The 23,619-nt window shown below is 58.6% G+C and carries 18 protein-coding genes and 2 pseudogenes; 12 read left to right on the forward strand and 8 right to left on the reverse strand.

The genetic code is table 11. The annotated features are described in order from the left end of the window. The 3 genes from AGR1_RS21665 to AGR1_RS21675 all read right to left on the reverse strand — a co-directional run bounded on the left by AGR1_RS21665 (window position 1) and on the right by AGR1_RS21675 (window position 3,529). On the reverse strand, window positions 1-453 hold the full coding sequence (locus tag AGR1_RS21665) for a hypothetical protein (protein WP_149148218.1): 453 nt from the start codon (window positions 451-453) through the stop codon (window positions 1-3). An 18-nt stretch (window positions 454-471) separates the two neighbouring features. Then, entirely contained in the window at window positions 472-2,358 is a 1,887-nt protein-coding gene (locus AGR1_RS21670; protein ID WP_246669696.1) for a ShlB/FhaC/HecB family hemolysin secretion/activation protein, read from the reverse strand. A 370-nt stretch (window positions 2,359-2,728) separates the two neighbouring features. Beyond that, on the reverse strand, window positions 2,729-3,529 hold the full coding sequence (locus AGR1_RS21675; RefSeq protein WP_137412028.1) for a hypothetical protein: 801 nt from the start codon (window positions 3,527-3,529) through the stop codon (window positions 2,729-2,731). A 139-nt stretch (window positions 3,530-3,668) separates the two neighbouring features. Here AGR1_RS21675 and AGR1_RS21680 point away from each other — a divergent pair, with 139 nt between their 5' ends. Then, window positions 3,669-4,736, forward strand: a complete 1,068-nt coding sequence (locus AGR1_RS21680) for a linear amide C-N hydrolase (RefSeq protein WP_149148219.1) — start codon at window positions 3,669-3,671, stop codon at window positions 4,734-4,736. A gap of 224 nt (window positions 4,737-4,960) precedes the next feature. Here AGR1_RS21680 and AGR1_RS21685 read toward each other — a convergent pair whose 3' ends face one another. Then, window positions 4,961-5,320 (reverse strand): VOC family protein, encoded by a 360-nt coding sequence (locus AGR1_RS21685; RefSeq protein WP_149148220.1) that lies wholly within the window; start codon window positions 5,318-5,320, stop codon window positions 4,961-4,963. A gap of 243 nt (window positions 5,321-5,563) precedes the next feature. On the opposite strand from AGR1_RS21685, the gene AGR1_RS21690 reads away from it, so the two are divergent. The 4 genes from AGR1_RS21690 (at window position 5,564) to AGR1_RS21705 (ending at window position 10,302) form a co-directional block, all read left to right on the forward strand. Continuing rightward, window positions 5,564-8,491: an Ig-like domain-containing protein gene (locus AGR1_RS21690; RefSeq protein WP_149148221.1), complete on the forward strand. Its 2,928-nt coding sequence runs from the start codon at window positions 5,564-5,566 to the stop codon at window positions 8,489-8,491. Window positions 8,492-8,686: 195 nt separating this feature from the next. After that, entirely contained in the window at window positions 8,687-9,286 is a 600-nt protein-coding gene (locus tag AGR1_RS21695; RefSeq protein WP_149148222.1) for a superoxide dismutase, read from the forward strand. Between the two features lie 105 nt (window positions 9,287-9,391). Next, on the forward strand, window positions 9,392-9,727 hold the full coding sequence (gene fdxA, locus AGR1_RS21700; RefSeq protein ID WP_080793770.1) for a ferredoxin FdxA: 336 nt from the start codon (window positions 9,392-9,394) through the stop codon (window positions 9,725-9,727). Between the two features lie 11 nt (window positions 9,728-9,738). Next, window positions 9,739-10,302: a flavin reductase family protein gene (locus AGR1_RS21705; RefSeq protein WP_149148223.1), complete on the forward strand. Its 564-nt coding sequence runs from the start codon at window positions 9,739-9,741 to the stop codon at window positions 10,300-10,302. Between the two features lie 163 nt (window positions 10,303-10,465). Here the strand turns inward: AGR1_RS21705 and AGR1_RS21710 are convergent. Then, a pseudogene (locus tag AGR1_RS21710) lies at window positions 10,466-10,822 on the reverse strand (hypothetical protein); the annotation flags it as partial. Between the two features lie 173 nt (window positions 10,823-10,995). On the opposite strand from AGR1_RS21710, the gene AGR1_RS21715 reads away from it, so the two are divergent. Both AGR1_RS21715 and AGR1_RS21720 read left to right on the forward strand, forming a co-directional pair. Continuing rightward, window positions 10,996-11,325: a GntR family transcriptional regulator gene (locus AGR1_RS21715; RefSeq protein ID WP_281406462.1), complete on the forward strand. Its 330-nt coding sequence runs from the start codon at window positions 10,996-10,998 to the stop codon at window positions 11,323-11,325. Window positions 11,326-11,366: 41 nt separating this feature from the next. Next, window positions 11,367-12,815 carry a sodium:alanine symporter family protein gene (locus AGR1_RS21720; protein ID WP_137412022.1) on the forward strand — a complete coding sequence of 483 codons (1,449 nt, stop codon included), beginning with the start codon at window positions 11,367-11,369 and terminating at the stop codon, window positions 12,813-12,815. A gap of 188 nt (window positions 12,816-13,003) precedes the next feature. On the opposite strand, the gene AGR1_RS21730 is transcribed toward AGR1_RS21720, so the two are convergent. Continuing rightward, entirely contained in the window at window positions 13,004-13,741 is a 738-nt protein-coding gene (locus AGR1_RS21730; protein ID WP_149148224.1) for a GGDEF domain-containing protein, read from the reverse strand. 318 nt (window positions 13,742-14,059) lie between these two features. Between AGR1_RS21730 and AGR1_RS21735 the strand changes: the two are divergent. The 5 genes and pseudogenes from AGR1_RS21735 to AGR1_RS21755 all read left to right on the forward strand — a co-directional run. Beyond that, window positions 14,060-14,495 (forward strand): annotated as a pseudogene (locus AGR1_RS21735) (NagC family transcriptional regulator); the annotation flags it as partial. Between the two features lie 178 nt (window positions 14,496-14,673). Continuing rightward, a complete protein-coding gene (locus AGR1_RS21740; RefSeq protein WP_149148225.1) occupies window positions 14,674-15,180 on the forward strand; it encodes a sigma-70 family RNA polymerase sigma factor in 507 nt (168 codons plus the stop codon). Window positions 15,181-15,263: 83 nt separating this feature from the next. Next, window positions 15,264-16,232, forward strand: a complete 969-nt coding sequence (locus AGR1_RS21745) for a FecR family protein (protein ID WP_149148226.1) — start codon at window positions 15,264-15,266, stop codon at window positions 16,230-16,232. A 108-nt stretch (window positions 16,233-16,340) separates the two neighbouring features. Beyond that, on the forward strand, window positions 16,341-18,776 hold the full coding sequence (locus AGR1_RS21750; RefSeq protein WP_149148227.1) for a TonB-dependent siderophore receptor: 2,436 nt from the start codon (window positions 16,341-16,343) through the stop codon (window positions 18,774-18,776). Continuing rightward, window positions 18,776-19,999 carry an MFS transporter gene (locus tag AGR1_RS21755; RefSeq protein ID WP_149148228.1) on the forward strand — a complete coding sequence of 408 codons (1,224 nt, stop codon included), beginning with the start codon at window positions 18,776-18,778 and terminating at the stop codon, window positions 19,997-19,999. The genes AGR1_RS21750 and AGR1_RS21755 overlap by 1 nt, the downstream gene beginning before the upstream one ends. A 56-nt stretch (window positions 20,000-20,055) precedes the next feature. Here AGR1_RS21755 and AGR1_RS21760 read toward each other — a convergent pair whose 3' ends face one another. Both AGR1_RS21760 and AGR1_RS21765 read right to left on the reverse strand, forming a co-directional pair. Continuing rightward, window positions 20,056-22,038 (reverse strand): phosphatase PAP2 family protein, encoded by a 1,983-nt coding sequence (locus AGR1_RS21760; protein WP_149148229.1) that lies wholly within the window; start codon window positions 22,036-22,038, stop codon window positions 20,056-20,058. A 212-nt stretch (window positions 22,039-22,250) separates the two neighbouring features. Beyond that, complete coding sequence (locus tag AGR1_RS21765; RefSeq protein WP_149148230.1) at window positions 22,251-23,531, reverse strand: ABC transporter substrate-binding protein; 1,281 nt, start codon at window positions 23,529-23,531, stop codon at window positions 22,251-22,253. Window positions 23,532-23,619 lie beyond the last annotated feature (88 nt).

Raw genomic sequence — 23,619 nt, forward strand, 5'->3', positions numbered from 1 at the left:
TTAGCGATCTTTCCTGCTCGTGTCGGCTTGGGAGGGCTTGGTGTCGAGTTTCTTGTAGACATCCGCCAGCTTCGATTGCGGAGCCGGGCATTTCTTGCTTTTGGCGATCTCGGCAAGAACCTGATTGCGGTTACGCAATGCGTCGATTTCCAATTTCTCTGGCGATTTCGGATCCATGAAGAAAAGGGCCGGCCAAAACAGAAGAACACCGGTCGCGCCCAGGATCACATTTTTCCCCTGCGCATCGGATCGCTCTTTCACCGTCGCCAGCACTTGCCGCTCATTGGCCTCGAATTCGCGCTTTATGCCGGCGCAATCGAAAGCGCTGTCGGCAGGGTTTGTCGAAGCTACCGGATGCGCTGCCCGGCCACCGCAACCGGAAACGACAATGACTATGGCCACCAGGGCGGATACGAAAGATAATTTGGAGGTGTGAAAAGAAGATCTGATCATAATATTCTCTTTTGAAGCCTACCAGCGTGCCGTCACACTGGCGAAAATAAGATTGCCGCGTCCGTGACTGACGCTGCTGGAAAATGCCTGGGAATAGCCGAAATCGGCGCTGATGTTTCCGCCCACGAGTTTTGCGCCAACGGTCCAGCTTGCTAGGTGGCCGTCGGAGATATCGAAGCGATCCTGTGAAAACACGCGGCCGTAATCGAGACCAAGGTAGGGGCGTAATTCGCCCAGAACGGGCGCCACACTTGTACCCTCCCATGGCATTGTCCGCCACGTCAGTTCGTTACGACTGAAAAATCCGTTGTTGCCGAATATGACACTTTCCCTTGAGCCCCGTACGTTGCTGGAGCCACCAAGTCCGATCTGTTCTGCGCCAAACATGTTATCGGGCGAATATTGGGCATTGAGGAGCGTCGTTAACTCGAACCGCTGTCCAGCCGCCTCGAACGGCCGCGTCGCGCTGACAGTTGTGGTAAATTTCAGAAACCGAGGATCAGCCGTGCCCGCCCCCGGCTCTCCGGCCTCCACGGCATCAAAGAGATCAAGCCCCTTATCGAGGGCAAAATCGAGAGCGACGACGCCACCCAGAATTCTCTGTGAACGCGACAGGCCCAGACTGCCAATCGTGTATCGACGGCTTCCCACCTCAATTCGATTGCCGAGAAGGAAGTTGTCGGTCTGCTTGTAGGTGAGACCGCCTCTGAGGGTCGTGATGGAATCCTTGTCGCGCAGAATGACGCGGTCTATGCCAAATCCAGCCTGACCGGAATTGCCGGATGTTTCGATCGATCCAAAATTGCCGGGAATGGTGCTCTCATATTCGTACCAGGAGCCATTCGTTGAAAACGTCCAGTAGCCATAAGCTACGCTTGTATTGACCGAATAGCTGTTGCTGTGCCCGCGGCCATCGTCGTCCCAAGGATAATCCGGGCCGCTACGCCCGTAGGAGAACCCCAACTGATCATTGATGCCCAACAGGTCGTCGAAGCCGACGGAAACATTGGTCTGGGAGTAACCGGTACTCTCTTGACCGAGATTGTTGTTGGAAATGCTCGCATACCAGCGCTTGGCGGGTTTGTTCTCGACATTGAGGATAGACGTTCCATCTTCCTTGCCCGGCAACATCGAGGTTTTCGCGTCGTTCGATGACAAGCGGTTGATCTGGTCCAGCCCCTGTTCAATATCGCGAATATTGGCGACCTCACCCTTCATGCCGGGAAAAGCCGTGGCGAATGAACCGTTTCGCCGGGCCGGTTGACCGTTAAGATAGATATCCGAGATCGTGCCCTCGACAACGACCAGCCGTAGCAACCCTGTTCCGGCAATGTCCTGCGGGGGAACATAAGCGCGTGACGTCACGAATCCTTTGTCCAGATAGAGGTCGGTTATGGCCTTGAGCAGGATGGTAATATCGGCAACACCGATGCATCTACTGTCGTAACGCCGCGTCACTTTTCTGAGATCAATGGCAGACAGCCTTGTCGCACCTTCGATCTCTACACGTGAGATATCGAAGCAAGGACCAGCGGATTTCGCGCCGTCTCCTGGCGCTCGGCTCTCACGATCAGCGACGCCATCAGGCGTGACCTGTTTCAGGTTTTCCAGCCGCTGCAACTGTTCTTGTTGTTCTTGCCGCCGGGAAAAATCATCGGCGGGCGACTGTGCAATTGCCTGCCCTGACGCGATCAGGGTTGCAAAAAGCGCAATGAAAAAGGTCCGCTTGAAACTGTTTCGCGCGCTCCTCGGAGAATTGGCTGAGATTCGAGCAACCGGCACAATTGCGAGACAAAAGTCAGGAGGGACTAGCCGTCGGAAACCAGGAATGAAAGCAGCAAGTGACATATTTCGGAGGCCTGCATTTGAAATGAAGTTGTCGCGGCAATGCCGCCCATGCTTCACTCTGCAGCTGTCCTTGCTGTCGATCCCCTACCGGGTGCATAGATCAGTTCATCTGATCCAAGAAGCGTTAAAGTAGTATCTTTCTTTACGAGACGATAGTCCCGATCATTTGCTCAAAGAACCGTACACATTAAAAATTCGCGTAATAATCAATCATACCAACACCATGGCATGCACATCATTTTTCATCCGTGAATTTTAAGCGCGGTCCGCCAATTTCAAGCCCTTCGGTTCTTCGAGTCAAACAACAACCAGAAGTTATTGCAACAAGCGTTGGTCTGCAAGACCGGATGAAAACCAAAGTTAAGGGGAGACTAAAATTGTTCCTCAGATGGGATATGAACGGTGGCGAGACAACGCAATTCAATGGCTAGAACCGATAGGTCAGACCGACCACCGGCCCGCTCAGCCTCGAATCAAAAACATAACCGTCATCCGAATAATCGACATCGAGAACCTTGTAGCCCGCCGAGACCGACAATGTATCGGTAAAGATGTAGTTCACCGTCGCGAGCGCTGACCAGGTGAGATCGGATCCCGCGCCGAAACCGCCAATATCCACCTGCCCCTGGACGGATAGCTTGTCCGTCAGGCTGAAAAAGGCGCGCGCGCCGATGACGGGATCAACCCAACCGAAACTTTCCTTATGCGTGGCTGATACACTGCCGATCAGGGGATGGCTGGCAGTGACCGCCACCTCGTTGGAGATATGCCAGAAGCGGGCTCCCGCCAAGGCGTCGAGCGAAAATCCGTCTGCATCCACGATCCGGTAACCGGCCTGCAGCGTCGCCATGAATTCCTGCGTATCGACGTTCGCATCGATTGCCGCGCCAGCCGGAAGGGTGGGCAAACCCGGGATTTGCAGCGCCGGCAGCGGCCCGGCCGCCTTGCTGTCCGTGGTGTCGACATACATTAGATCGCCGGACAGGACAAAGCGGTCATAACGGCCCCAGATGTTCAAGAACCCGCCGAAGTTGAGATCGTCCATGACGTCGGAGAAGGATTTTTCCACATGCAGCGTCGGTGCGCGACGGAAGGGCGAAATGTTGCCGTTCAAACCCGTCGCCCACAGATAACCCGTTGCCTGAAACGCCCAATCGGCGCCGTCAACCCTCGCGGGCAGCGAGCCGAGTTGATCCGCGGCTGAGGCCGCGCTTGCAGAAAAAGCCATAACGGCCGCAAAAGCTGATAATTTTAGCAATGACTTCTCCTCGACCGAACGCCCGCAGCTAAACCTATTTGACACGCGCCAACAAGTCCGATTTTCTATCATACGCTGTATTGATACCGCGAGAGCCGGAGACGTTCCCATGCGCTTGAACACCCTTCCGTTTTTTTCCGCCTGCACCGCCGCGATCTTTTCCATCGCGACGCTCACAACCTCTGTCGCGCAGGCCTGCACGCGGTTCGTCTATCTGGGCGAAAATGATCAGGTGATGACGGCCCGTTCGATGGATTGGAAAACGGATGTGGGGACCAATATCTGGGTCTTCCCCCGCGGCATGGAGCGCTCCGGCGAGGCCGGGCCGAATTCGGTCAAATGGACGTCGAAATACGGCAGCGTCATTGCATCGGGCTATGATATTTCCACGACGGACGGCATGAATGAGGCAGGGCTTGCTGCAAATGTCCTCTGGCTGGTCGAGTCGAGCTATCCCGCCTATGACGGCAAATCCCCGGGCCTGTCCATCGCGGCCTGGGCGCAATACGTGCTCGACAATTTCGCGACGGTGGAAGAGGCCGTCGCTGCGCTCGAGAAAAACCCCTTCACGATCGTGACCGACAATGTGCCCGGCGAAGAGCGCTTGGCGACGTTGCACCTTTCCCTTTCGGATGCGACCGGCGACAGCGCGATCGTTGAATATATCAATGGCAAGCAGGTCATCCATCACGGGCGTCAGTATCAGGTCATGACCAATTCGCCGACCTTCGACCACCAGCTGGCGCTCAACGAATATTGGCAGCAGATCGGCGGTACTGTCATGCTGCCGGGCACGAACCGCGCATCGGACCGGTTCGCCCGCGCCTCTTTCTACGCCAACGCCATTCCCAAGAGCGAGAACCCTGTCGAAGCCATTGCCAGCGTCTTCAGCGTGATCCGCAACGTCTCCGTTCCCTACGGCATCACCACGCCGGACCAGCCGAATATTTCCTCAACCCGCTGGCGCACGGTGATAGATCACAAACGCAAACTCTATTTCTTCGAATCGGCTCTGACGCCGAATATCTTCTGGATCGACATGACAAAACTCGATCTCTCGAAAGAAACCGGTGCGGTCAAGAAACTCGACCTCGGCCCCAATCAGATCCATATCTATTCGGGTATGGCGAATGAGAGCCTGAAGGACACCAAACCTTTCAAGTTCCTCGGGCTTTGAGGGCGCCGATCGTGCCGCAAGGCATATGAGCAATTGATTGAGAAGGCATGATGCGCCGGACAGAGATCAGAACCTGTCGGTCAGAATTGTGTTTATCCCAATCTGAACGACCGCTCTCCTCGGAAAGCCAATGTCGAAACAACGCGGCCATCTATCCGGCGTCAACCCTGGCGCGAGAGAAATCACTCTCCTTCCAGTCATATCCGTGCGGGGAACAAATATCGTCAGCTCCGAGCGGGCTCCCACAATTCCACCGGATTACCTTCCGGATCATGTATCCTTGCGAAGCGCCCCACCTCCGAATCCCATTCGGCGCGGGTTTCAACCTCGACGCCGTCTGCCGTCAGCTTCGCGATAAGAGCGTCGAGATCATCCACCCGGAAATTGATCATCCATTGCTGTTCAGCACGACCAAAATATTCGCTATTTCTGGCGAAAGGCCCAAAAATCGTCAACCCAGCCTCCTGGTGCCACACGGATTTATGCAGATCATCGATGCCGAGATGTTTTTCATACCATTCGGCCAGACCGGCAGCATCTGCTGCTCTGAAGAATACGCCACCAATTCCAACGACTCTGGCCATGAGCACCTCCCGACTTGTGAGAACGCGAAAGTCGCAATCGTTTCAGCGCAGCCCACGAGAAGCAAACAAAACCGTCTTGCGCAGGGTTCATTGACTTTCTCGCTTTCAGATGGGGCAAAAACGACACGCTATCCGCAAATATCAAAAAGCGCCTTTGATTTTTTCACGCACAGGTTGACTCTCGCTCCCAATCATCATTAGCACAATGCCTGCATATTCGAATATTCTAATGCTGGGGGGCATATGGGCAGCGGGCGTAGTTGGTGGAGTGATGTTGCCCGTGGCGCGGCGTCGAGTTTTCACACGATCCTGAAGACGGCGTCGCTCTCTCTGGCGGTCGTCACTCTTTCGGTAACGGCCAGCCTTGCCCAGTCTGTATCGGTTTCGGCCTCGCCAGCGACATTTAATGCCGAAGGGGACGTGATCCGTTTTGATTACGTTATCGACCCGGGTTCTTACACCATTACGGGCATTAATCCCACCTCAACCTCGATCAAGGGTGCAAGTGTGTCCTGTCCGAGCCTTGGCGGTGGTCTCGAGTACCCGAACAAGTTGACATGCACCGCAACCTACCCTGTGGATTCCCTCGATGTCATGTCGGGGCAATTCTCTGATTTTGCGACTTTCACCGGTACACGAATTGGCGGCAACGGCAGCGTGACCATGACAAGCAACACGGTGGTGGTCCGTGCTGCTACGGGGGGACCTGTTATCATTTCGGTGACATCGTCACCAAACCCCTCCCAGCCCGGAGAGGAAGTAGCCGTCACCGCGACGGTTTCCTCAATGGGCTGTAACGCCGGCCAGTCACCCCCAGGAAGTGTCACCATTTCAATCGGCTCGCAATCGGAAAGTTTCGGCCTGTCACCCACGGCCCCGGTCAGTGCGGCGTCTTCAGCAACGTTTCGCACCTCCAGCCTCGCATCAGGCACCTATCCGATAAGCGCATCCTATTCGGGCGGCAGCGGTTGCAGCACGGGAACCGGTTCCGGCTCCAACCACACGGTGGAGACGAAACCGACCGTCACGATCAACCAGGCTGCAAGCCAGGCTGACCCGACGTCCCGTTCTCCAATCATGTTCGACGTCATTTTTGACAAACCCATTGTGGGCTTTTCTTCCGCAGACGTTCAGCTTTCCGGTACGGCCGGGGCCACCAGCGTGGCAATAACGGGATCCGGCCCCAGTTACAGCATTGCGGTCTCTGGCATGAGCGGGGCGGGAACCGTCACGGCAACGATTCCGGCGGGGAGCGTGACGACACCGGCGGGACTTGCGAACGAGGCGTCCACAAGTTCGGACAATAGCGTCACCTACGACCCGATAAACATTCCGCCGATCGCAACTGACGGCGCAGTGACCGTTGCAGCCGACAGCAGCGGCAATCCTGTCCCGCTGAACCTGTCCGGTGGTCAGGCTGATACGGTCATCGTTGTTGCGGGTCCGTCGCACGGGACGGCAACGGTCACCGGCGTCGCGCTGACCTACACCCCTGCCGGCGGCTATTCCGGTTCCGACAGCATCACCTATACGGCGAGCAACTCTGCCGGCAGTTCCACTGCAACGATTACGATTACGGTAACACCGCCGCCGGGTGCGCTTTCCCTGTCGCCCGCCGGCGGCGCGCTCAAAGACGCAATGGCCGGCGAAGCCTACAGCCAGGCGATTACTGCCTCCGGCGGCACCGCGCCGCTGATCTACGGTCTTGCGGGCGGAACATTGCCGCGCGGCATGGTGCTGAACCTCTCGACCGGCGAACTGACAGGACCGCTCGAAACCGAGACTGAAGGCGATTACAGCTTCACGGTCCAGGTTCGCGACGCCCGCGGCAGCACCCTATCAGCCGCCTATACGCTGAAGGTGACCCCGCGCGAGGTGAATGTGGCAGACAGGGAAATTTCCGTTGCCCCCGGCGCCACGCCGCCCAATGTCAATCTGGCCGCAGGCGCAACCGGCGGCCCGTTTACCGCAGCGGACCTGACCTTCGTAAGTCCGCCAAATGCGGGCAGGGCAAGCATCGTCAATGGCGAGTTCGCACAGGCAAGCGGCCCGCAGGCAACCGGATTTTATCTGAAATTCATTCCAAACCCGGCGTTTTCCGGTCAGGCCCGGGTTGGTTTTCGCCTCACAAGCGCCCTTGGTTCATCCAATCAAGGCACCATCACCTACAAGCTGGGTTATGACGCCGCGCAGGTAGCAAATGAGATCAACGACCTGGTGCATGGTTTCGTCAGCACGAGACAGAACCTCATCGCCTCAACCGTCAAGATACCCGGCCTTCTGGAGCGCCGGCAGATGGCCAATGCAACGGAGGCCGTGACCTCCAGTGCGACACCGTCCGGTGAGGGAATGGTGTTTGGTTTCTCGACCAGCCTCGCCCAGATCGAAGCTGCGCGCAACAAGGCCGACGGCGTGAGGGAGAGCGAACTGCCGGAATTCAACATCTGGCTCGACGGCACGTTCCTCGTCCACAATCGCGAGGAATCCGGCAGCAAGTGGGGCAGTTTCGCCATGATTTCGGCCGGCGCGGACTACCTGATTTCCGACAAAGCCCTGCTTGGTTTCTCCTTCCATTTCGACCGGATGACCGACCCTACTGATGGAGACAACGAACTGACCGGCAACGGATGGCTCGTCGGACCCAATGCATCACTGGAAATCGCAAAGGGAATCTTCTGGAACAGCAGCCTTCTCTACGGTGGCTCCGCGAATGACATTGATACGCCCTTCTGGGACGGCTCTTTCGACACCACACGCTGGCTGTTCGACACATCGATTTCTGGACGCTTTGATATCGATGATGTCACGACCTTCACACCAAAGCTTCGCGGCGTCTATTTTTCCGAGACCGTTGACGATTACGCCGTGGCGAATGGCGACGGCGACAGGATAGATCTCGAGGGTTTCCGGGAAGAACAACTACGCGTCAGCCTCGGCGCGGAGGTCGCCCGTCAGGTGGCGCTTTCGAACGGCTCGATCGTCACGCCGAAATTCGGCGGTACGGTCGGTGTTTCAGGTCTCGACGGAACCGGCGCGTTTGGCTCCATCACAACCGGTGTTTCCATGGAGACGGTGGAAAACTGGTCGGTTGATGCAGCATTGCTTCTCAACTTCGAGGGTGACGGGGAAACATCGGCCGGCGCGAAACTTGGCGTCAGCAAAAAGTTCTAGGCCACGAAACCCAAGGCAAACCAAAGCCGCCGCCCGCGGGCTGGAATGACAAAACCTTCCCGACGGCGCACCTCTCGAGAGAGCGCCAAAAAACTGCTTGACCTCAACCATGGTTGAAGTTCTAGACATATTGTCACCTTGTTTTCGCAAGGCTTTTTACATGCTCTTGAGCAAACAGTGACAAAGGAACACCCCATGGCTTTCCAGCTTCCCGACCTCCCCTACGCCCATGATGCGCTTGCCCATTCAGGCATGTCCGAGGAGACGCTGAAGTTCCATCACGATCTTCACCACAAGGCTTATGTCGATAATCTCAACAAGGCGATCGTCGGTACCGAATGGGAAAACAGCAGCCTCGAAGAGATCGTCCGTGGCACCTATGAGAAGGGTGCGGTGGCGCAATCCGGCATTTTCAACAATGCCTCCCAGCACTGGAACCACAATCTGTTCTGGGAAATCATGGGACCGGAAAATCATGCGATCCCCAAGGTTTTGGAAGAGGCCTTGACGCAATCCTTCGGCTCGGTCGCGCTGTTCAAGCAAAATTTCGCCCTTGCCGGCGCCTCGCAATTCGGCTCGGGCTGGGCGTGGCTGGTGGCGGATACCGACGGTCTGTTGAAGATCACACGCACCGAAAACGGGGTCAATCCGCTCTGCTTCGGGCAAAAGGCCCTTCTTGGCTGCGATGTGTGGGAACACAGTTATTACATCGATTTCCGCAACAAGCGCCCCGCTTACCTTGAAAACTTTCTCGACAAACTGGTGAACTGGCAGGCGGTCGCGGCCCGTCTTTGATTTGAGCCCCACCGATCCGGCCGGCCCCGCTGCCCTTGAGCGGCCCGCCGGATCAGGCGCAGCCGGACAGCCGCCGTCCGGCTGCAACTCTCTTCGAGCGTTCCCATGCCCTATGTCGTCACCGAAAACTGCATCGCCTGCAAATACATGGACTGCGTGGAAGTCTGTCCGGTCGAATGTTTCTATGAAGGCGAGAACATGCTCGTCATTCACCCGGACCAATGTATCGACTGCGGGATATGCGAGCGCGAATGTCCTGCCGCCGCGATCCGGCCGGATACCGAAGCCGGACTGCATGCCTGGCTCGACCTCAACCGCCATTATTCCGGCATCTGGCCGCGCGTGCACCAGAAAAGGACGCCGCCCGACAATGCCGACATCATGAATGGCGCCGCGGCAAAACTATCAATTCTTTCAAAGAATCCAGGAGCGGGCGGGTAGCCCGGCACATCATGTCTCACAATCTCAGGCTGATCGCTGGCGGTGCGGTTAATCATGCGCATATTCCGCTGAAGTCTTGCTCATCTCCGATGATTTCCCCGCGGGAATTCAAGGATGTAATGGCCGGCCTCGCCTTCACCGTGGCGGTGGCTGCGGCTTCCCACGCTGGCGAACGGGTCGGGCGCACAATCACATCCTTCATGCCGCTCAGCGCAGAACCGCCGCTTTTGATCATCTCCATCGACGCCAGCAGCCGGATGGTCGATCTCATCGCAGCGAGCCGACGCTTCTCCGTTGCGGCACTCGCCAGAGGGCAGGAGGAGATCGCCGATGTCTTTGCGGGCAAGGGAAATCACCCGGACCGGTTCAGCATCGGAGACTGGGATGCCTGGCTGTCAGGAAGCCCCAGACTTGCCGATGCGCTTCTGTCAATGGATTGCGAACTTGTCGGTTCCATCGATGCCGCAGACCACATCCTGTTCGTAGGGGCCGTAACCGAAGCAACGTCCGGTCCCTTGCGCAAAGCCCTGCTCTGGAGCGACCGCGCCTACACCGGCACGGAGACAAGAAGCTAGCTCGATCCCAGAGCTTCCCCTCGGCGATCTTAGATAGACAGCGTCTTTTCATCAGCTTCTGCCATTTCCTCAAGTGGTGATAACCCGACAATCAGCTATGGGATTTTTCGCAACCCGGCGGAAGACCGACAGCGACGGAGTACCTGTCGCCGCGGATTTGTCCCCGAGCCTTCAGGCATGTTACCGTCCTATCGTCGCTGAATTCACTCGTTGTCGATCCCTTCACCGATGGGTAGTCGCTGAGCTGGTGAAAATCTGCTGCCTCGACGCGGGCGAATTCCGCTTCCCCGTCTGTGACGTCGGTGCCGGTTGGCAATGACAGATAACCATCGGAGAAGATTTCGAGGCTGGTGGCCGCATCTTTGGCAAGGGACAGATCGACCTTGCCCTTGCCCTTGCCCTTGCCCTTGCCCTTGCCCTTCCCTATCACCTCTCCGCCATTAACCGAAGCGTACCCGAGAGCATGACCCTGTCTGTTTGCATCGTGTGGCTGGACACAAATGCCGCCCATCAGCAACTCTACAAAAGAGAGTGACCGCTTCTCGCGCACGCCAAACCTGAATGTAAATCGTTTGTTCGGAATCAATTCGGTTGGCGCAACTATTGCTCTTTCTTGTCTCCAAGGTGATAGTTCAGTTTGAATGCATAAACTATAGGCAGACATTCTGAAGAGCAGCATTGGAGCCGTTGTCCTTGTACATTGACCGGACAATTATCGACGCGATCTTCTGCGGTCGGTTGCGACCTGAAATGCGGCTCGGCGAACAGGAACCGGCGACCTTGTTTAATGTGTCACGCACGGTCGTCCGGCAATCTCTGACACGACTGCAGGCCCGCGGCCTGGTCCAGGTTACGGCGCGACGCGGCTCGCGCGTGCGTCATGATCACCCACATCAGCAATATCGAAACTCAGCTGACGGCGCGCATCAAGCAAATGCCGCAACTCGATCTGCGGGAGGCACACCAGATACGCCCCGAAAACCTGACGTCATCGGCCGGACGAAAGCGACGGCCAACGCATAGCAGACAACTTTAGTGCAACCGCGAAAACAGGAGAGACAGGCATGACGTCGATCATAGGATTTCTCAATACGTTTTTTTGGGGCTATGTTCTCATCTACGGATTGCTGGCTGTAGGCGTGTTCTTCACATTTCGCCTGGGCTTCCTGCAGATACGCCATTTTCCGGAGTTTATCCGCGTCGTCATGCGTGCGCCTGAGACGGATTCAGCTGGCATCACGCCGTTCCAGGCGCTTTGCACCAGCCTCGCCTCACGGGTCGGCACAGGTAATCTGGCGGGGGTTGCGGTAGCAATGACGCTGGGCGGGCCAGGCGCTCTGTTCTGGATGTGGTTGGTGGCAGCACTGGGCATGGCAACAGCCTACGCCGAAAGCACGCTGGCGCAATTGTTCAAGGTTCGCGGGCAAAGCGGCGAGTATCGCGGCGGCCCAGCATTTTATATCGCTCGCGGCCTGAACGCCCCCTGGGCAGCGACAATCTTCGCGTTATGCCTGCTCCTGGTTTTTGGCCTCGTATTCAACGCGGTGCAGGCAAATTCGATCGCCGAGGCGATGAATGGCGCATTTGGGGTACCCAAGCTTGCCGTTGGTGTCGTGATTGCCATCATTTCCGGTGTGGTCATTTTTGGCGGGATCAAGCAGATCGCACGTTGCGCAGAATATGTCGTCCCCTTCATGGCGGTCGCCTATCTCGGCGTTGCTCTATACGTTCTGATCGTCAACATCGCGGATGTGCCCGCGGCATTCATGCTTATCATTAAGAGCGCGTTCGGCTTCGAACAGGCAGTTGGCGGCATTGCCGGCGCAATGCTGAACGGCGTCAAGCGTGGCCTCTTCTCAAACGAGGCCGGGATGGGCTCGGCGCCGAACATTGCCGCAGCTGCCACACCCAATCCACATCACCCCTCCTCGCAAGGCATGGTGCAGGCGCTTGGCGTCTTCATCGATACGCTATTGATCTGCACCGCAACGGGGCTGATGATCGTGCTGTCCGGGGTGCTTGTGCCGGGCGGCGAGTTGACCGGTACGCCACTAACCCAGGCTGCCTTGACTGCCCATATCGGCGGTGCGGGGCATTACTTCATTGCGATCGCGATCTTCTTCTTCGCCTGGACTTCGGTGCTCGGCAACTATTCCTATGCCGAGAATGCTCTGGTCTATCTTGGATTGGACAACAAGATCGGTCTGACGTCAGCGCGTATCGGGCTGCTGTTGATGGTACTCTGGGGGTCTTACGAAAGCGCCATCACGGTCTTTGACGCTGCCGACGCATCGATGGGCCTGATGGCATCCATCAACCTCGTCGCGATTTGTCTGCTGTCGCCATTGGTCGTCAAATTGACACGCGACTACTTCGAACAGAAACAGTCCAAGAACCCGGTCTTTGATCCACACAAGTATCCGGAACTCGCCGGAAAGATCGATGCCGAAATCTGGCACGAGGTCTCCTCATCCCCGATTGCAGACGTCGAGGTGAGCCCGGCCAAAGCTTGATAGCACCGCGTTTGCGCCCGCCGAAAACTCGGCGGGCGGTTCTTTGGTCCTAACAGACCGATGCGCAGATCGCAGCGATAGCCCTTTCGCGCGGCGCCTCGGTGGCGACCCGCAACGTCTCTAATTTCGAGGGTATTGGCTTGATGATCGTCAACCCTTGGAAGGACCGCTGATGGCAACTGACAAGTTTACGCAATAATCCTGTCTCGACCGAGGGCTTTGGCCCGATATAGATTTTCGTCCGCCGCCTTCAGACGGTCCGATGGATCAAAGCCCCGATCGCAATAGCACGCCCCTATGCTCGTCGAGATTCGCACTTGGGTGCCACATGGCGTTTTCAAGACGATACGAGCTATTTCCTCCCGAACCTCTTCGCACCGATCGCGCATTTGTTCGATCGTCAGATCACTCTGAAAGAGCCCGAATTCCTCACCCCCAAGACGTCCTGCGAAATCCGGTTGGCTCTGGTAGCGGGCCAGGACAAGCCCGGCGCATCGCAGGGCTTCATCACCGGTCGCATGACCATACCGGTCGTTGATGGACTTGAAGTGATCGAGGTCCAGAAACAGCAGCGCTCCGATCCCTCCTCGCTGGCTTGTGATACGTAGCTCCTCCATGAACGCGCTTCTTGTGAGGACGCCGGTTAGGCCGTCGCTTCGGGACTGAATGCGAAGAGCTTCATAAGCATCGGCCAATTCGTTCAGAGCGTCTTTAGTCTTGGCCTCTGCCCGTCGCAATTTCTCCGACTGGGTGAAATGCAACGCCGACGCCGGGATGGATATCGCCAGCGGACATAATATGGTCATGAGCAGGCCCGCGCCCGCAACTTGCCCGCCGAGCAAAGGCACAATGCTGAACGAGATCGCCAGCGAGGCCAACACCGATAGCAATCCGGCAACAATCGACTTTTCTACAATACGACGCATTCACCCCACCATGAGAAGTATGGATTTCAATGAACCTTGTGAATTTAATGAAGCGTGTAACGCTTCAGTTAAAGTCGACACGTCTGCCCAATATCTGAAATTTGGTCGTCTAACGATCTTGCGGGCCTTATCTTGTAGTAGGGAGCGAGGTTCAGATTGTCGGCACCGTAGAGCTCGATTACGTCCTTCGGCGACAGGATGCGGACAAGAATTTGATGGGCAGCACGGATAAATGTTGATGTATGAAAAAGCGATCGAAACACCCCATTTCCAAATCGCAGCCCTTGCCGTAAAGCGCCGGATCATCGCCGTCGACGTGAGTTCAGCGGCATATATAGCCTGGACATAACGCCGAAGGCCGGCCCTGCAATATCTGATCGCCACGCTCCAGAAAAACGGCGTCGACATCCAGCCGATCGAAGCACTCTATCAGCAGTTTGACCCCACATGGCCGGGCGTCGAGGAATGGCTGACCGAGACCATGCCGCAGGTGGACAGGCTGGTGGCGAGCCTGATCGCGGTGCTCGATCCACAGGCCATCGTCTTTGGCGGGCATTTGCCGCGTGCGCTTGGCCAGATGATGATCGAACGCACACACATGCTCTTAGAGCGGGAACATCGTTACGGTGTCGGGCCAAAGGAAGTGAAGCTGGTTCTCAGCGAGACTGTCGGAGATCCATCCGCCATCGGCGCTGCGCTGCTGCCGCTGAGGGTGCGCTACTTCCTCCAGGGGATCACCAGCCAGACAGGCTGATGTAATCCCGCAACAATCATCACGGAAACGTGAGCCTGATTTTGCCCCCGGTTTTTTACTGGTTGGCAGCTTGCATCCGAAGGCGATAAATATGATTGGGACTATCATGTTTATCGCGACATGGCGCAGCATATCCGGCTGCTTCATGCACCAAGCCAATACGTCACCGGGTCGATTGATGAGCAAAGCCCTGTTACAGGTTCTCGACGCCAAGGAGGAAAGCCGCCTGATGCGGTTTTTCCGCCGGCGCTTGCAGAACCGGGAAGACGCTGCCGACGCCATGCAGGAAACTCTACTGCGGGCGCTGGAGGTTTCTCATGCGACGCTGATCGACAATCCACAGGCCTATCTCTTCCAGATCGCCCGGTCCGTCGCCCGCCTGACGGCCATCCGTCAGTCGCGCGAGCGGCCGTTATTCGCACCTTACGAAGCGGGTCTTGCCGTTGCCTGCGAAGAGCCGGGGCAGGAGCGGATCGTTGCAGGCCGACAGCACCTTATTTTGATGGCGCGGGCCATCGAGGCCCTGCCCAAGCGCTGCCAGCAGGTCTTCGTGCTCAGCCGCCTGCATGGACATTCCAATGGCGAAATCGCCGTCCGGCTCGGCATTTCCCGCAACATGGTGGAAAAACACATCATCAAGGCGCTGCTGCACTGCCGTCAGGTCCGCGCGCAAATAAAAATGTGAACCGGCATCAGGTGTTCGCATCCCTTTTCACTCTATAAGGGAAAGGAACACATCTCAGCACGCAACAAACGGCAGATCAGGACATGAACAAGCGCCCGGACGGTCTGAAGGATAACGGCGTGACCGATGATGGTCTGGCTGAAGAGGCCGCGCTGTGGGTGGCGCGCATGCAGTCGGCAGACGCGACGGAAGCGGAGCGGGAGGCGTTTCACGTCTGGCTGCGGGCCGATCCCGCCAATGCTGGCGCCTATGAGGACATGCGGGGCCTCTGGGGCGAGCTTGGCGATATCGAGCTTGCGCCGGCCGAACAGCGGAAACGGCGCGGGCCTCGCCGGGCAATGCTGGCATGTGTTGCCAGTCTCTGCCTCATCGGGCTTGCAGCGCTGTTTGCGGAGAAAAGCGGATTGAAGGACCACTGGCAGGCGGATTATTACACCGAAATCGGTCAAACACGCGTGCTTTCGCTGGAGGACGGCAGCCGCATCAGCCTGAACACCGACACGGCGATTGCTGTTCATTATTCGCAAAAGGAACGGCGCATCACCCTTCTTCGCGGCGAAGCCTATTTCGATGTCGCCAAAAACCCGGAACGGCCCTTCGTCGTCGAGGATGGCGCGCTGACGGCAAAGGCGCTCGGCACCCATTATTCGGTGCGCACCGGCAATGGCGCGCTGCCGCAGGAAGTGCAGGTGGAGGAAGGCCGTGTGGAGGTGACGACAGGCGCCGAGACCGCCGTTCTCACGCCCGGAGAGGCCGTCACCCTTGGCGGCGACGGCAGGCTGGTGCGCGCGCGCAAGGATGTCGCCAACAGCATGGCCTGGCGCGAAGGAAAGCTCGTCTTTTCCGGCCAGCCGCTGCGCGAGGTTCTCGATATTCTCTCGCAATATCGCCGGGGCCGCATCGTCATCCTCGATGAGGAGGCGGCGAGGCAGCACGTTTCCGGCATCTTCGACCTCAGGGACACGGATCAGGCGCTCACCATTCTCGAAGAAAGCCTTCCCGTTTCGGTATCGCGGCTTTCCGGAATGCTGGTTTTCGTCCGCTCGCGATAAAATAACTTTTTTCGCAGATCCGACGTCAGGAGTCGGCCCGCCTTTTCACTCTAGTCAATCAGGACCCGTTTCAGCAGGGGCATAAGATCACGAGTGAGAGGGAATGACATGAATTTGGGCAAGCAGGCACGCGGCTGGTTCTGGCTGACAACGACGGCGATCATCGGGGGTATCGTCGCGGCAGGTCCGGGCGCCACGACCGCCAGCGCGCAGACACCACCCGCCGCAAACGGCGCCCCCGCCCCTGCCACCGTAACCGTCTCCATTCCCCCAGGGCCGCTGGAAAACGCCATTCTCAGCTTCGGCCGCCAGGCCAATCTGCGCATGGTCTACCCCTCCGAGATCACCAGGGGTCGCAGCACGGGCGGCGTCAAGGGCACGTTCAGCGTGTCGGCGGCCGTCAGCGGGCTTCTGGCCGGATCAGGACTGAACTACGCATTGGCTGGCGGCAACACCGTCCGCATTTTCGATCCCGCCAGCCAGGCCGGCGAAAGCGGCGGTTCGGCCGCCGCCGGCAGCACCCTGCTTGCGCCGATTACCGTGCAAGGCACCGGCCTTGAAGGCGCCAGGGGCATCATCGAGAGCAATGGCTATGTCGGCAAATCCGGCCGCACCGCCACCAAGACCGATACGCCGGTCGCCGAAACCGCCCAGTCGATCACCACCGTCAGCCGCAAGCAGCTTGATGACCTGAAACCGCAGAACCTCTCGGAAGCGCTGAACTACACGCCCGGCGCGCGCATCGGCCAATATGGCGCGGAGCCGCGTTTCGACGCCTTCAAGGTGCGCGGCACCGATCTCAGCACGACAGGCATCTTCCGCGACGGTCTGCGGCAGGTCAGCAGCCAGAACGGCAGCGCCCGGCTTGAGCCCTATGGCGTGGAAGCGGTTTCCATCCTTCGCGGCCCGGCCGCCTCCATCTATGGCGCAAGCAGCTCCGGCGGCATTGTCGACATCATCTCGAAACGCCCGACCGAAGAGACGCTGCGCGAGGTGGAACTGCAATATGGCTCCTTCGGCCGCGTGCAGGGCGCTTTCGATCTTTCCGGCGCCGTCGATGACGAGAAGACCATGCTTTACCGCCTGACCGGCGTGGCCCGCGACGGCCGCAACGAAATCAGCGCCATCAAGGACGACCGGCTGTTCATCGCGCCGGCCTTCACCTTCCAGCCGGATGCCGGCACCAGGCTGACGCTGCTCGGTGAATATATGGACAGCACCACCGGCGGCACCTGGGGATACATCAACAATTACGGCAGCGACGGCAAGTCGACTGGCGCGACGCCGGTTTATGGCGGCGATTCCCGTTTTAATGATTTCGAGCAGAAACAATGGCGTATCGGCTATGAATTCGAGCATGAAATCAATGACACCGTCACCTTCTACAGCAAGGCGCGTTATTCGGGGCTTACGGCCGACCAGCAATGGGTCTTTGCCAACTATCCCGGCATCACCATCGAGGACAATGAAGGCTTCTCCGCCGACAATTACCTGAAGACCGAATTCGACACCGGCCCGGCGAAACATACGCTGCTGACCGGTATCGACTTCAGCCACATGTCATACACCTCGAAACAGGGCAGCGGGCCGGGCCTGTTCACCGACACCTATACCTATACGCCGGATGTATCGCTGATATTGACCCAGCGGATGAACACGCTCGGCATCTATGCGCAGGATCAGGTCGAAATCGACCGCTGGCGTCTGACGGCCGGCATTCGTCACGACTGGCTGGACACCGAATATCAGGCCCAGACCGTCGGAGACGCAACGGCCCCCACCTATGACGGCGATGAAACCAAGACGACCGGCCGCGCCAGCCTCGGTTATGTCTTTGACAGCGGCGTGATGCCCTATGTCAGCTATGGCACTTCCTTCGTGGCCAATCCGGGTGTCATCATCACCACCGGAACGGTAACGGGCCAGGCGCAGCCGACGGTCGGCAAGCAATATGAGCTCGGCGTGAAATATGCCCTGCCGCAATATAACGCCCTGCTGAGCGCCGCCTTCTTCAATCTCGATCAGGACAATGCGACGGTCTACGAGACCTCGTCCGGCATCAACCTGCTGCGCCAGCTCGACCTGCGTTCGCGCGGCGTGGAACTCGAAGCCACGGCCTCGCTCGACAATGGTTGGAGCCTTATCGGCTCCTATTCCTATAACGACGTTGAAATCACCAAACTGACATCGGAAACGGTGGGCAAGCAGCTCAATTCCTCGCCCTATCACACCTTCTCGCTGTGGGCCGATTACGAATTCCAGGAAGGCGCGCTTGAAGGCCTCGGCATCGGCGCGGGGCTGCGTTATGTCGGATCGAGCTTCGGCGACAATCAGCACACGCCAATTCTCGACAATGAGGCCCGCACCTTCGTCGATGCATCGCTGCGCTACGACCTCGGCAAGGCCCTGCCCTCGCTGGAAGGTGTGAAGCTGCAGATCAATGCCACCAACCTTCTTGACGAGGTGAAACAGGTCTGCACCACGGGCTTCTGCTATTATGACGAAGGCCGCAAGGTCGTCGGCAGCATCCGGTATCGCTTCTGATGCTGCAGCAGAACCCTGCCACAACCAAGCCGTCGCCGGCTGCCGTCTTCTTGGCGGTCGGCGGGCTTTATGTCGGGCAGAGCGTGATTGGCGGGCTGACCTTTCTCGGCCTGCCGGCGGTGCTCAGGACAGCCGGACTGCCGCTGGACCAGATCGGCCTGCTTTATATCGTCGTTCTGCCCTGGGCGCTGAAATTCCTCTGGTCGCCGCATGTGGAGCATTACCGGCTGCCACGTGTCGGCAGGAACCGCTCGCGGGTGATCGTCGGCGCGGGCATCGCCGCCTGCGCCTGCGGCCTCGCCGTTCTTGCCTTCACGGGCCCGTCGCCGGTTTCCGTCGCAATCGCCATCCTGTCGGTGATCGCGCTGGTGACGGCGACCGTCGACATCGCCTGTGACGGCTATGCGGTCGAAACACTGGCGGAAGAACATCATGGCTGGGGCAACGCCGCACAGGTGGGCGGCTCCTATCTCGGCTCCGCCATTGGCGCCGGCCTGTTTCTGGTACTGGTGGAGCGCGCGGGCTGGACGAGCGCCACGCTCGTCATGGCCGGGCTGGTCATCCTGCTTGCGCTCCCCTTCCTGCTCGGCCCGGCGGCAAGAACGGTCTCGCAGACACGAGACCACCTGCCATCGATCAAAAACGCGCTCAAGCGACGGGAAGTCCGCACCGGCCTTCTGGTCGCGGCCGTTTATGTCGCCGCGCAGAAATGGGGGCTCGCCATGCTCGGCCCGTTTCTGGTCGATTACGGCTTCGATCTCGCCACCATCGGCGCACTGAATGGCGTGGGCAGCATGATCGTCGGTTTCGCCGGCGCGCTGCTCGGCGGCACGCTGGTACGCCTCTACGGGGCGTCACGAATCCTGCTCGTCGCCATCTTCGTGCAGACTGCGCTGCTCTGCCTTTTTGCCTATTTCAGCGTTCATCGCGATATTTCGCAATGGGTCGTCATGGCGGTTGCGGTGGCAAGCTCGTCGGGCATCATGTCCATCGGCTTCGTCGCGCTTTACGCCTGCTTCATGGGCTGGTCCGACCCCCGGCAGGCCGGGGTCGATTTCACCCTGTTCCAGTGCATGGATGGCGTTGTCGGCATGATCGGCGGGTTGGGCGCAGGCGCGATCGCCGATAAATTCGGTTATCAGGCCTCCTTCATCATTGCCGCCATCGTTTCGGTGCTCGCCGTACCGGTCATCTTCCTGCTGATGCGGCGACAGAATTCTTGAACCGAAGCCCCGGGCGCAGCGGCTTAAACCGCGCCCGGCAGGCTATTTGCATCGGCCTATTCCACCACCACCGACAGTGCCGTACCGGTATAAACTGGCCGCACCTTCACATTGCCCGCATCGATCGTGGCGAATGTCCCGGTCAGACCGTTGGCGGAGACCACGTCGAGCCGCGTGCCTGCGGCTGGCGCGCCGCCATCAAAAACGAGCTTCAGCGTTGCGCCATCCAGCATTGCATTGCCCTTGATCCGAAGCGTACCCTTCTGTGGGTCGACCGCCAGCGTGCCGCCCGACTGCGCATAGTCGCCGCCGATGACAATATCAGTCGCTCCGCCGAGCGAAAGCGTGCCGCCGCTGACCAGCACGCTGCCGGTTCCAAGCGCATCGGCAGACGACGCCACCAGCGTTCCCTCCTTGACGATCGTGCCGCCGCCATAGCTGTTATGGCCGCCAAGCGTCAGCGCTCCGCTGCCGGATTTGACGAGACGCCCTGCCCCGGCAATATCGTTCGTCCATCTGTCCGCCGCATTGAACCCGCCGGCGGCAGCGTCCATCGTCACCTCGACATCGCCGTCAAACGCCCCGTAGCCACCGGCAGCGGCCACCAGATTGATACGGCCCCAGCCGTTGCTGTCATCCAGCAGCGGATAGCCGGCCTCGATGCCGGTGGAAAACAGCACGGCGCGGCGCTGGGCGGCATCGAGATAGGGCAGACGTGTCTCCAGCAGGACCTCCGCCCCCTTCGGCACCACCATCGGCGCATCGCCTGCGGCCTTGTCGCGGCTGAAGGAATAGGTCATGCGCCGGCGATAATCCGCCCCGTTCTTCGCCATATCGGCAAATTGGTCGACATCCGGCTTTTCGCCATGGGCGAAATCGATGAGCGACTGGCCCTGCGGCAGGCGCTTGGTGAAATAGGCCTGCAAGGCCGCATGCGCGGCTTTCTTCACCTCAGCATTTTTCGGGTCCTGCAACATGGCGGCGGCCATGGCGGTTGCGGTGATGCGGCCGCCGATCACGTCGAGCGGCGAATGCATGCCGGCGACGATGCGGCTCTCACCGAGTTCGGAGGCCGCCGTCAACAATTCGGAAAAGCGTTCCGGCATCGCATAGGCGTAAGCGATGGCGGCCAGATAGGCAGCATTGGTGTGGCCGCTTGGAAAACCGCCATCCTTGCCACGACCGCGGGTTTCACGCACGTATTTCAGCGCCGGCACGACGACACCCGGATCGCTCTCATAACCTTCAAAGCTCCGGTCGCCAATCGTTTCCTTGCCGGTCTCGATCACCTCGCCTTTGTCGTTCATGCGCCAGGGCCGTGGCGAGGAATAGAAATATTTTGCCGGCGAGGTCGTCCCCTCCGGTCCGCGGATCACCTTCATGAAGGCGACGAAATCCTTCAGTTCGCTATCGGCAGCACCCGCCTCGGTGCCCTTGTCGTCTTCCTTGCGGGCGATGACCTCGTTCGGATCGAAATCCGCCAGCGTATGATTGATCGTCGTCGTTGCGCCCGCCCCTTCGCGATACCAGGCGGCAAGCGGCCCCATGCCGTCGATGACGCTGTACCCCTGCGAACGCCGGTCGTTCATATAGGCTTCGAAAGCGGCGGCGCGCGTGCGGTTCTCGCCGGTTACGGACAGCACGTAACGCATGTTTTCCTGCCAGACGGCGGGATCGACGATCTTCACATGGCTGAACTCCGCCGGGCCATCGCCATTGGCACCGCCATCCGCCCATTTTTCATCGCCAAGCGTCCAGATGCGGTTGAAACCGGAGAGGATTTCGATGATCGGATTGTCCCGGTCGTCATAGGCGCGAACCGCCTCGCCCTTCTCATTCTTGCCGGTCTGGTTGCGGTAATTGTCGGCAAGCGGCAGCGGATAGGGGGCGACCGGCTCAGGCACCGCGATGGTATAACCCTGACCTGCCAGTGCATTGCTATCGAATGCTTCGGCGCTCGAAACGAGCACCAGCAATGCAACGGAGGCAAGCAGGGCCGAGCGTGCGGAGGGAATGGACGACATCTTTAGTTTGGCCATGACGGAGGATCCTGTGATTTGACGCGTGACGAAAGCAGGCGCGCAAAGGTTCGGCGCACCGCGCCGTCAGCTTTAAGCCGGGCATGTTGCAGTTTTTTTTCGATATGCTGATCAAGATAGATCGCATGTAAGAGAACGGCCGGCGGATGGCGGCGCGATCTGCCAGAAGCTTGCTCCGGGCAGATCGACTTTTTTATCTCGAAGCGGCGCTCTTATTTCTTGACCGCAACCGCCTCGTTTATCTTTGCGACGTCGTCTTCCAGAACCTTGTAGGTCTGGTCGAGCGTCAATTCGCCGACGATAAGCTGGCTCATGCGCTGCACGATCTGCTGATACATGGCGCTGCCGCCCTTGACGCGTTCGAAATCGCGGGCCGCCTGCGGCACGTTCTTCTTGTTGTCGAGGAACACCTTCATCGCCGCCCTGGCGTCTTCGCTCTTTAGCTTGTATTGCGGATCGACGATCTCCGCGCCAGTCAGGATGACGTAGTTCTCGGCGATTTCCCGCTGCACCTTTTCGGAGCCGAGAAATTCGATGAAGTGCGCCACATCTTCGGGATATTTGGTGCGCTTGAAGCCGACAATGGCGGTGCCGCCGGGCATGGCGTAGCATCCGGCATCGCCGCAGGGCGCATTGATCGCCGTCCATTCGAAATTGTCGCCGATCTTGTTCTGGAACGGATTGACCATCCAGTTACCGGCCAGATAGGTCACGACATTGCCGTTGACGAATTCGTCGCCCATGTTCTTGTACTGCGAACCGCCGGCCGCACCCCACATTTCCTTGGGGAAGCTGCCATTCTGTGTCCATGAATAGATATCGGCGATGTATTTCCTGGCCGCCTCATCCGGGAAGCTGAACTTGCCGTCCTTCACATAGGTCGAACCGTAAGAAAAGGCGCCGCCGGAAAAGCGGTGACCGGAACGGTCCATGGTGAAGGGGATCTGCACGCCGGTCGCCTTGGCGACGCGGGCGGACGCTTCAACGATCTCACTTAACTTCGCCGTTGGGCCGGGCAAGGGTTCACCCGCCTGCTCGAACAGCGTCTTGTTGACGAAGGGCAGGTTCAGCGTCTGCGACGCCATATAACCGTTGATCGACTGCGGATCGTTGACATTCGGCAGACGAAGCTGATCGAGGCTCGAACCGTGCAGCTTGGCGAAGGCATTCGCATCCTTCATGTAAGGGCGCATGTCGAGATAATAGGGCGCAAGCTGCCAGTCGGTGATCTTGGCGATATCAGGACCTTCGCCGACCGCAAGCTGCACCGGCAGCTGCTTGGAAACCGCATCATAACCCGAAGACACGAAATTGATCTTCACACCCGGATTGGCAGCCTCGAACTCCTTGCTGAGATCGGCCATGCGCTGCACGTAGCCCTGGTCGTCATCCGTAAAAAGGAAAGTAATCGTTCGGGTCTCGGCTTGGGCCGTCGCAAGACCGGCGACTGAGGCCACTACGAGGGCGCTGACGCCCGAAACCAATTTCATCATGCTCATCCTCCCAATGAAAATATTTTCATAAATCGAACGAAAGCTCCTCTGCTTAATTCGATTTATAATGTTTTGCGGCTTGACAGAA

The organism is Agrobacterium sp. B1(2019) (assembly GCF_008274755.1).
GTDB lineage: Bacteria > Pseudomonadota > Alphaproteobacteria > Rhizobiales > Rhizobiaceae > Agrobacterium > Agrobacterium salinitolerans.

Bases quoted from the DNA above. Each gene is read 5' to 3' on its own strand.
- AGR1_RS21665 (WP_149148218.1), bottom strand. From the start codon at position 453: ATGATCAGATCTTCTTTTCACACCTCCAAATTATCTTTCGTATCCGCC.
- AGR1_RS21675 (WP_137412028.1), bottom strand. From the start codon at position 3,529: ATGGCTTTTTCTGCAAGCGCGGCCTCAGCCGCGGATCAACTCGGCTCG.
- AGR1_RS21680 (WP_149148219.1), top strand. From the start codon at position 3,669: ATGCGCTTGAACACCCTTCCGTTTTTTTCCGCCTGCACCGCCGCGATC.
- AGR1_RS21685 (WP_149148220.1), bottom strand. From the start codon at position 5,320: ATGGCCAGAGTCGTTGGAATTGGTGGCGTATTCTTCAGAGCAGCAGAT.
- AGR1_RS21690 (WP_149148221.1), top strand. From the start codon at position 5,564: ATGGGCAGCGGGCGTAGTTGGTGGAGTGATGTTGCCCGTGGCGCGGCG.
- AGR1_RS21695 (WP_149148222.1), top strand. From the start codon at position 8,687: ATGGCTTTCCAGCTTCCCGACCTCCCCTACGCCCATGATGCGCTTGCC.
- fdxA (WP_080793770.1), top strand. From the start codon at position 9,392: ATGCCCTATGTCGTCACCGAAAACTGCATCGCCTGCAAATACATGGAC.
- AGR1_RS21705 (WP_149148223.1), top strand. From the start codon at position 9,739: ATGTCTCACAATCTCAGGCTGATCGCTGGCGGTGCGGTTAATCATGCG.
- AGR1_RS21720 (WP_137412022.1), top strand. From the start codon at position 11,367: ATGACGTCGATCATAGGATTTCTCAATACGTTTTTTTGGGGCTATGTT.
- AGR1_RS21730 (WP_149148224.1), bottom strand. From the start codon at position 13,741: ATGCGTCGTATTGTAGAAAAGTCGATTGTTGCCGGATTGCTATCGGTG.
- AGR1_RS21740 (WP_149148225.1), top strand. From the start codon at position 14,674: ATGAGCAAAGCCCTGTTACAGGTTCTCGACGCCAAGGAGGAAAGCCGC.
- AGR1_RS21745 (WP_149148226.1), top strand. From the start codon at position 15,264: ATGAACAAGCGCCCGGACGGTCTGAAGGATAACGGCGTGACCGATGAT.
- AGR1_RS21750 (WP_149148227.1), top strand. From the start codon at position 16,341: ATGAATTTGGGCAAGCAGGCACGCGGCTGGTTCTGGCTGACAACGACG.
- AGR1_RS21755 (WP_149148228.1), top strand. From the start codon at position 18,776: ATGCTGCAGCAGAACCCTGCCACAACCAAGCCGTCGCCGGCTGCCGTC.
- AGR1_RS21760 (WP_149148229.1), bottom strand. From the start codon at position 22,038: ATGGCCAAACTAAAGATGTCGTCCATTCCCTCCGCACGCTCGGCCCTG.
- AGR1_RS21765 (WP_149148230.1), bottom strand. From the start codon at position 23,531: ATGATGAAATTGGTTTCGGGCGTCAGCGCCCTCGTAGTGGCCTCAGTC.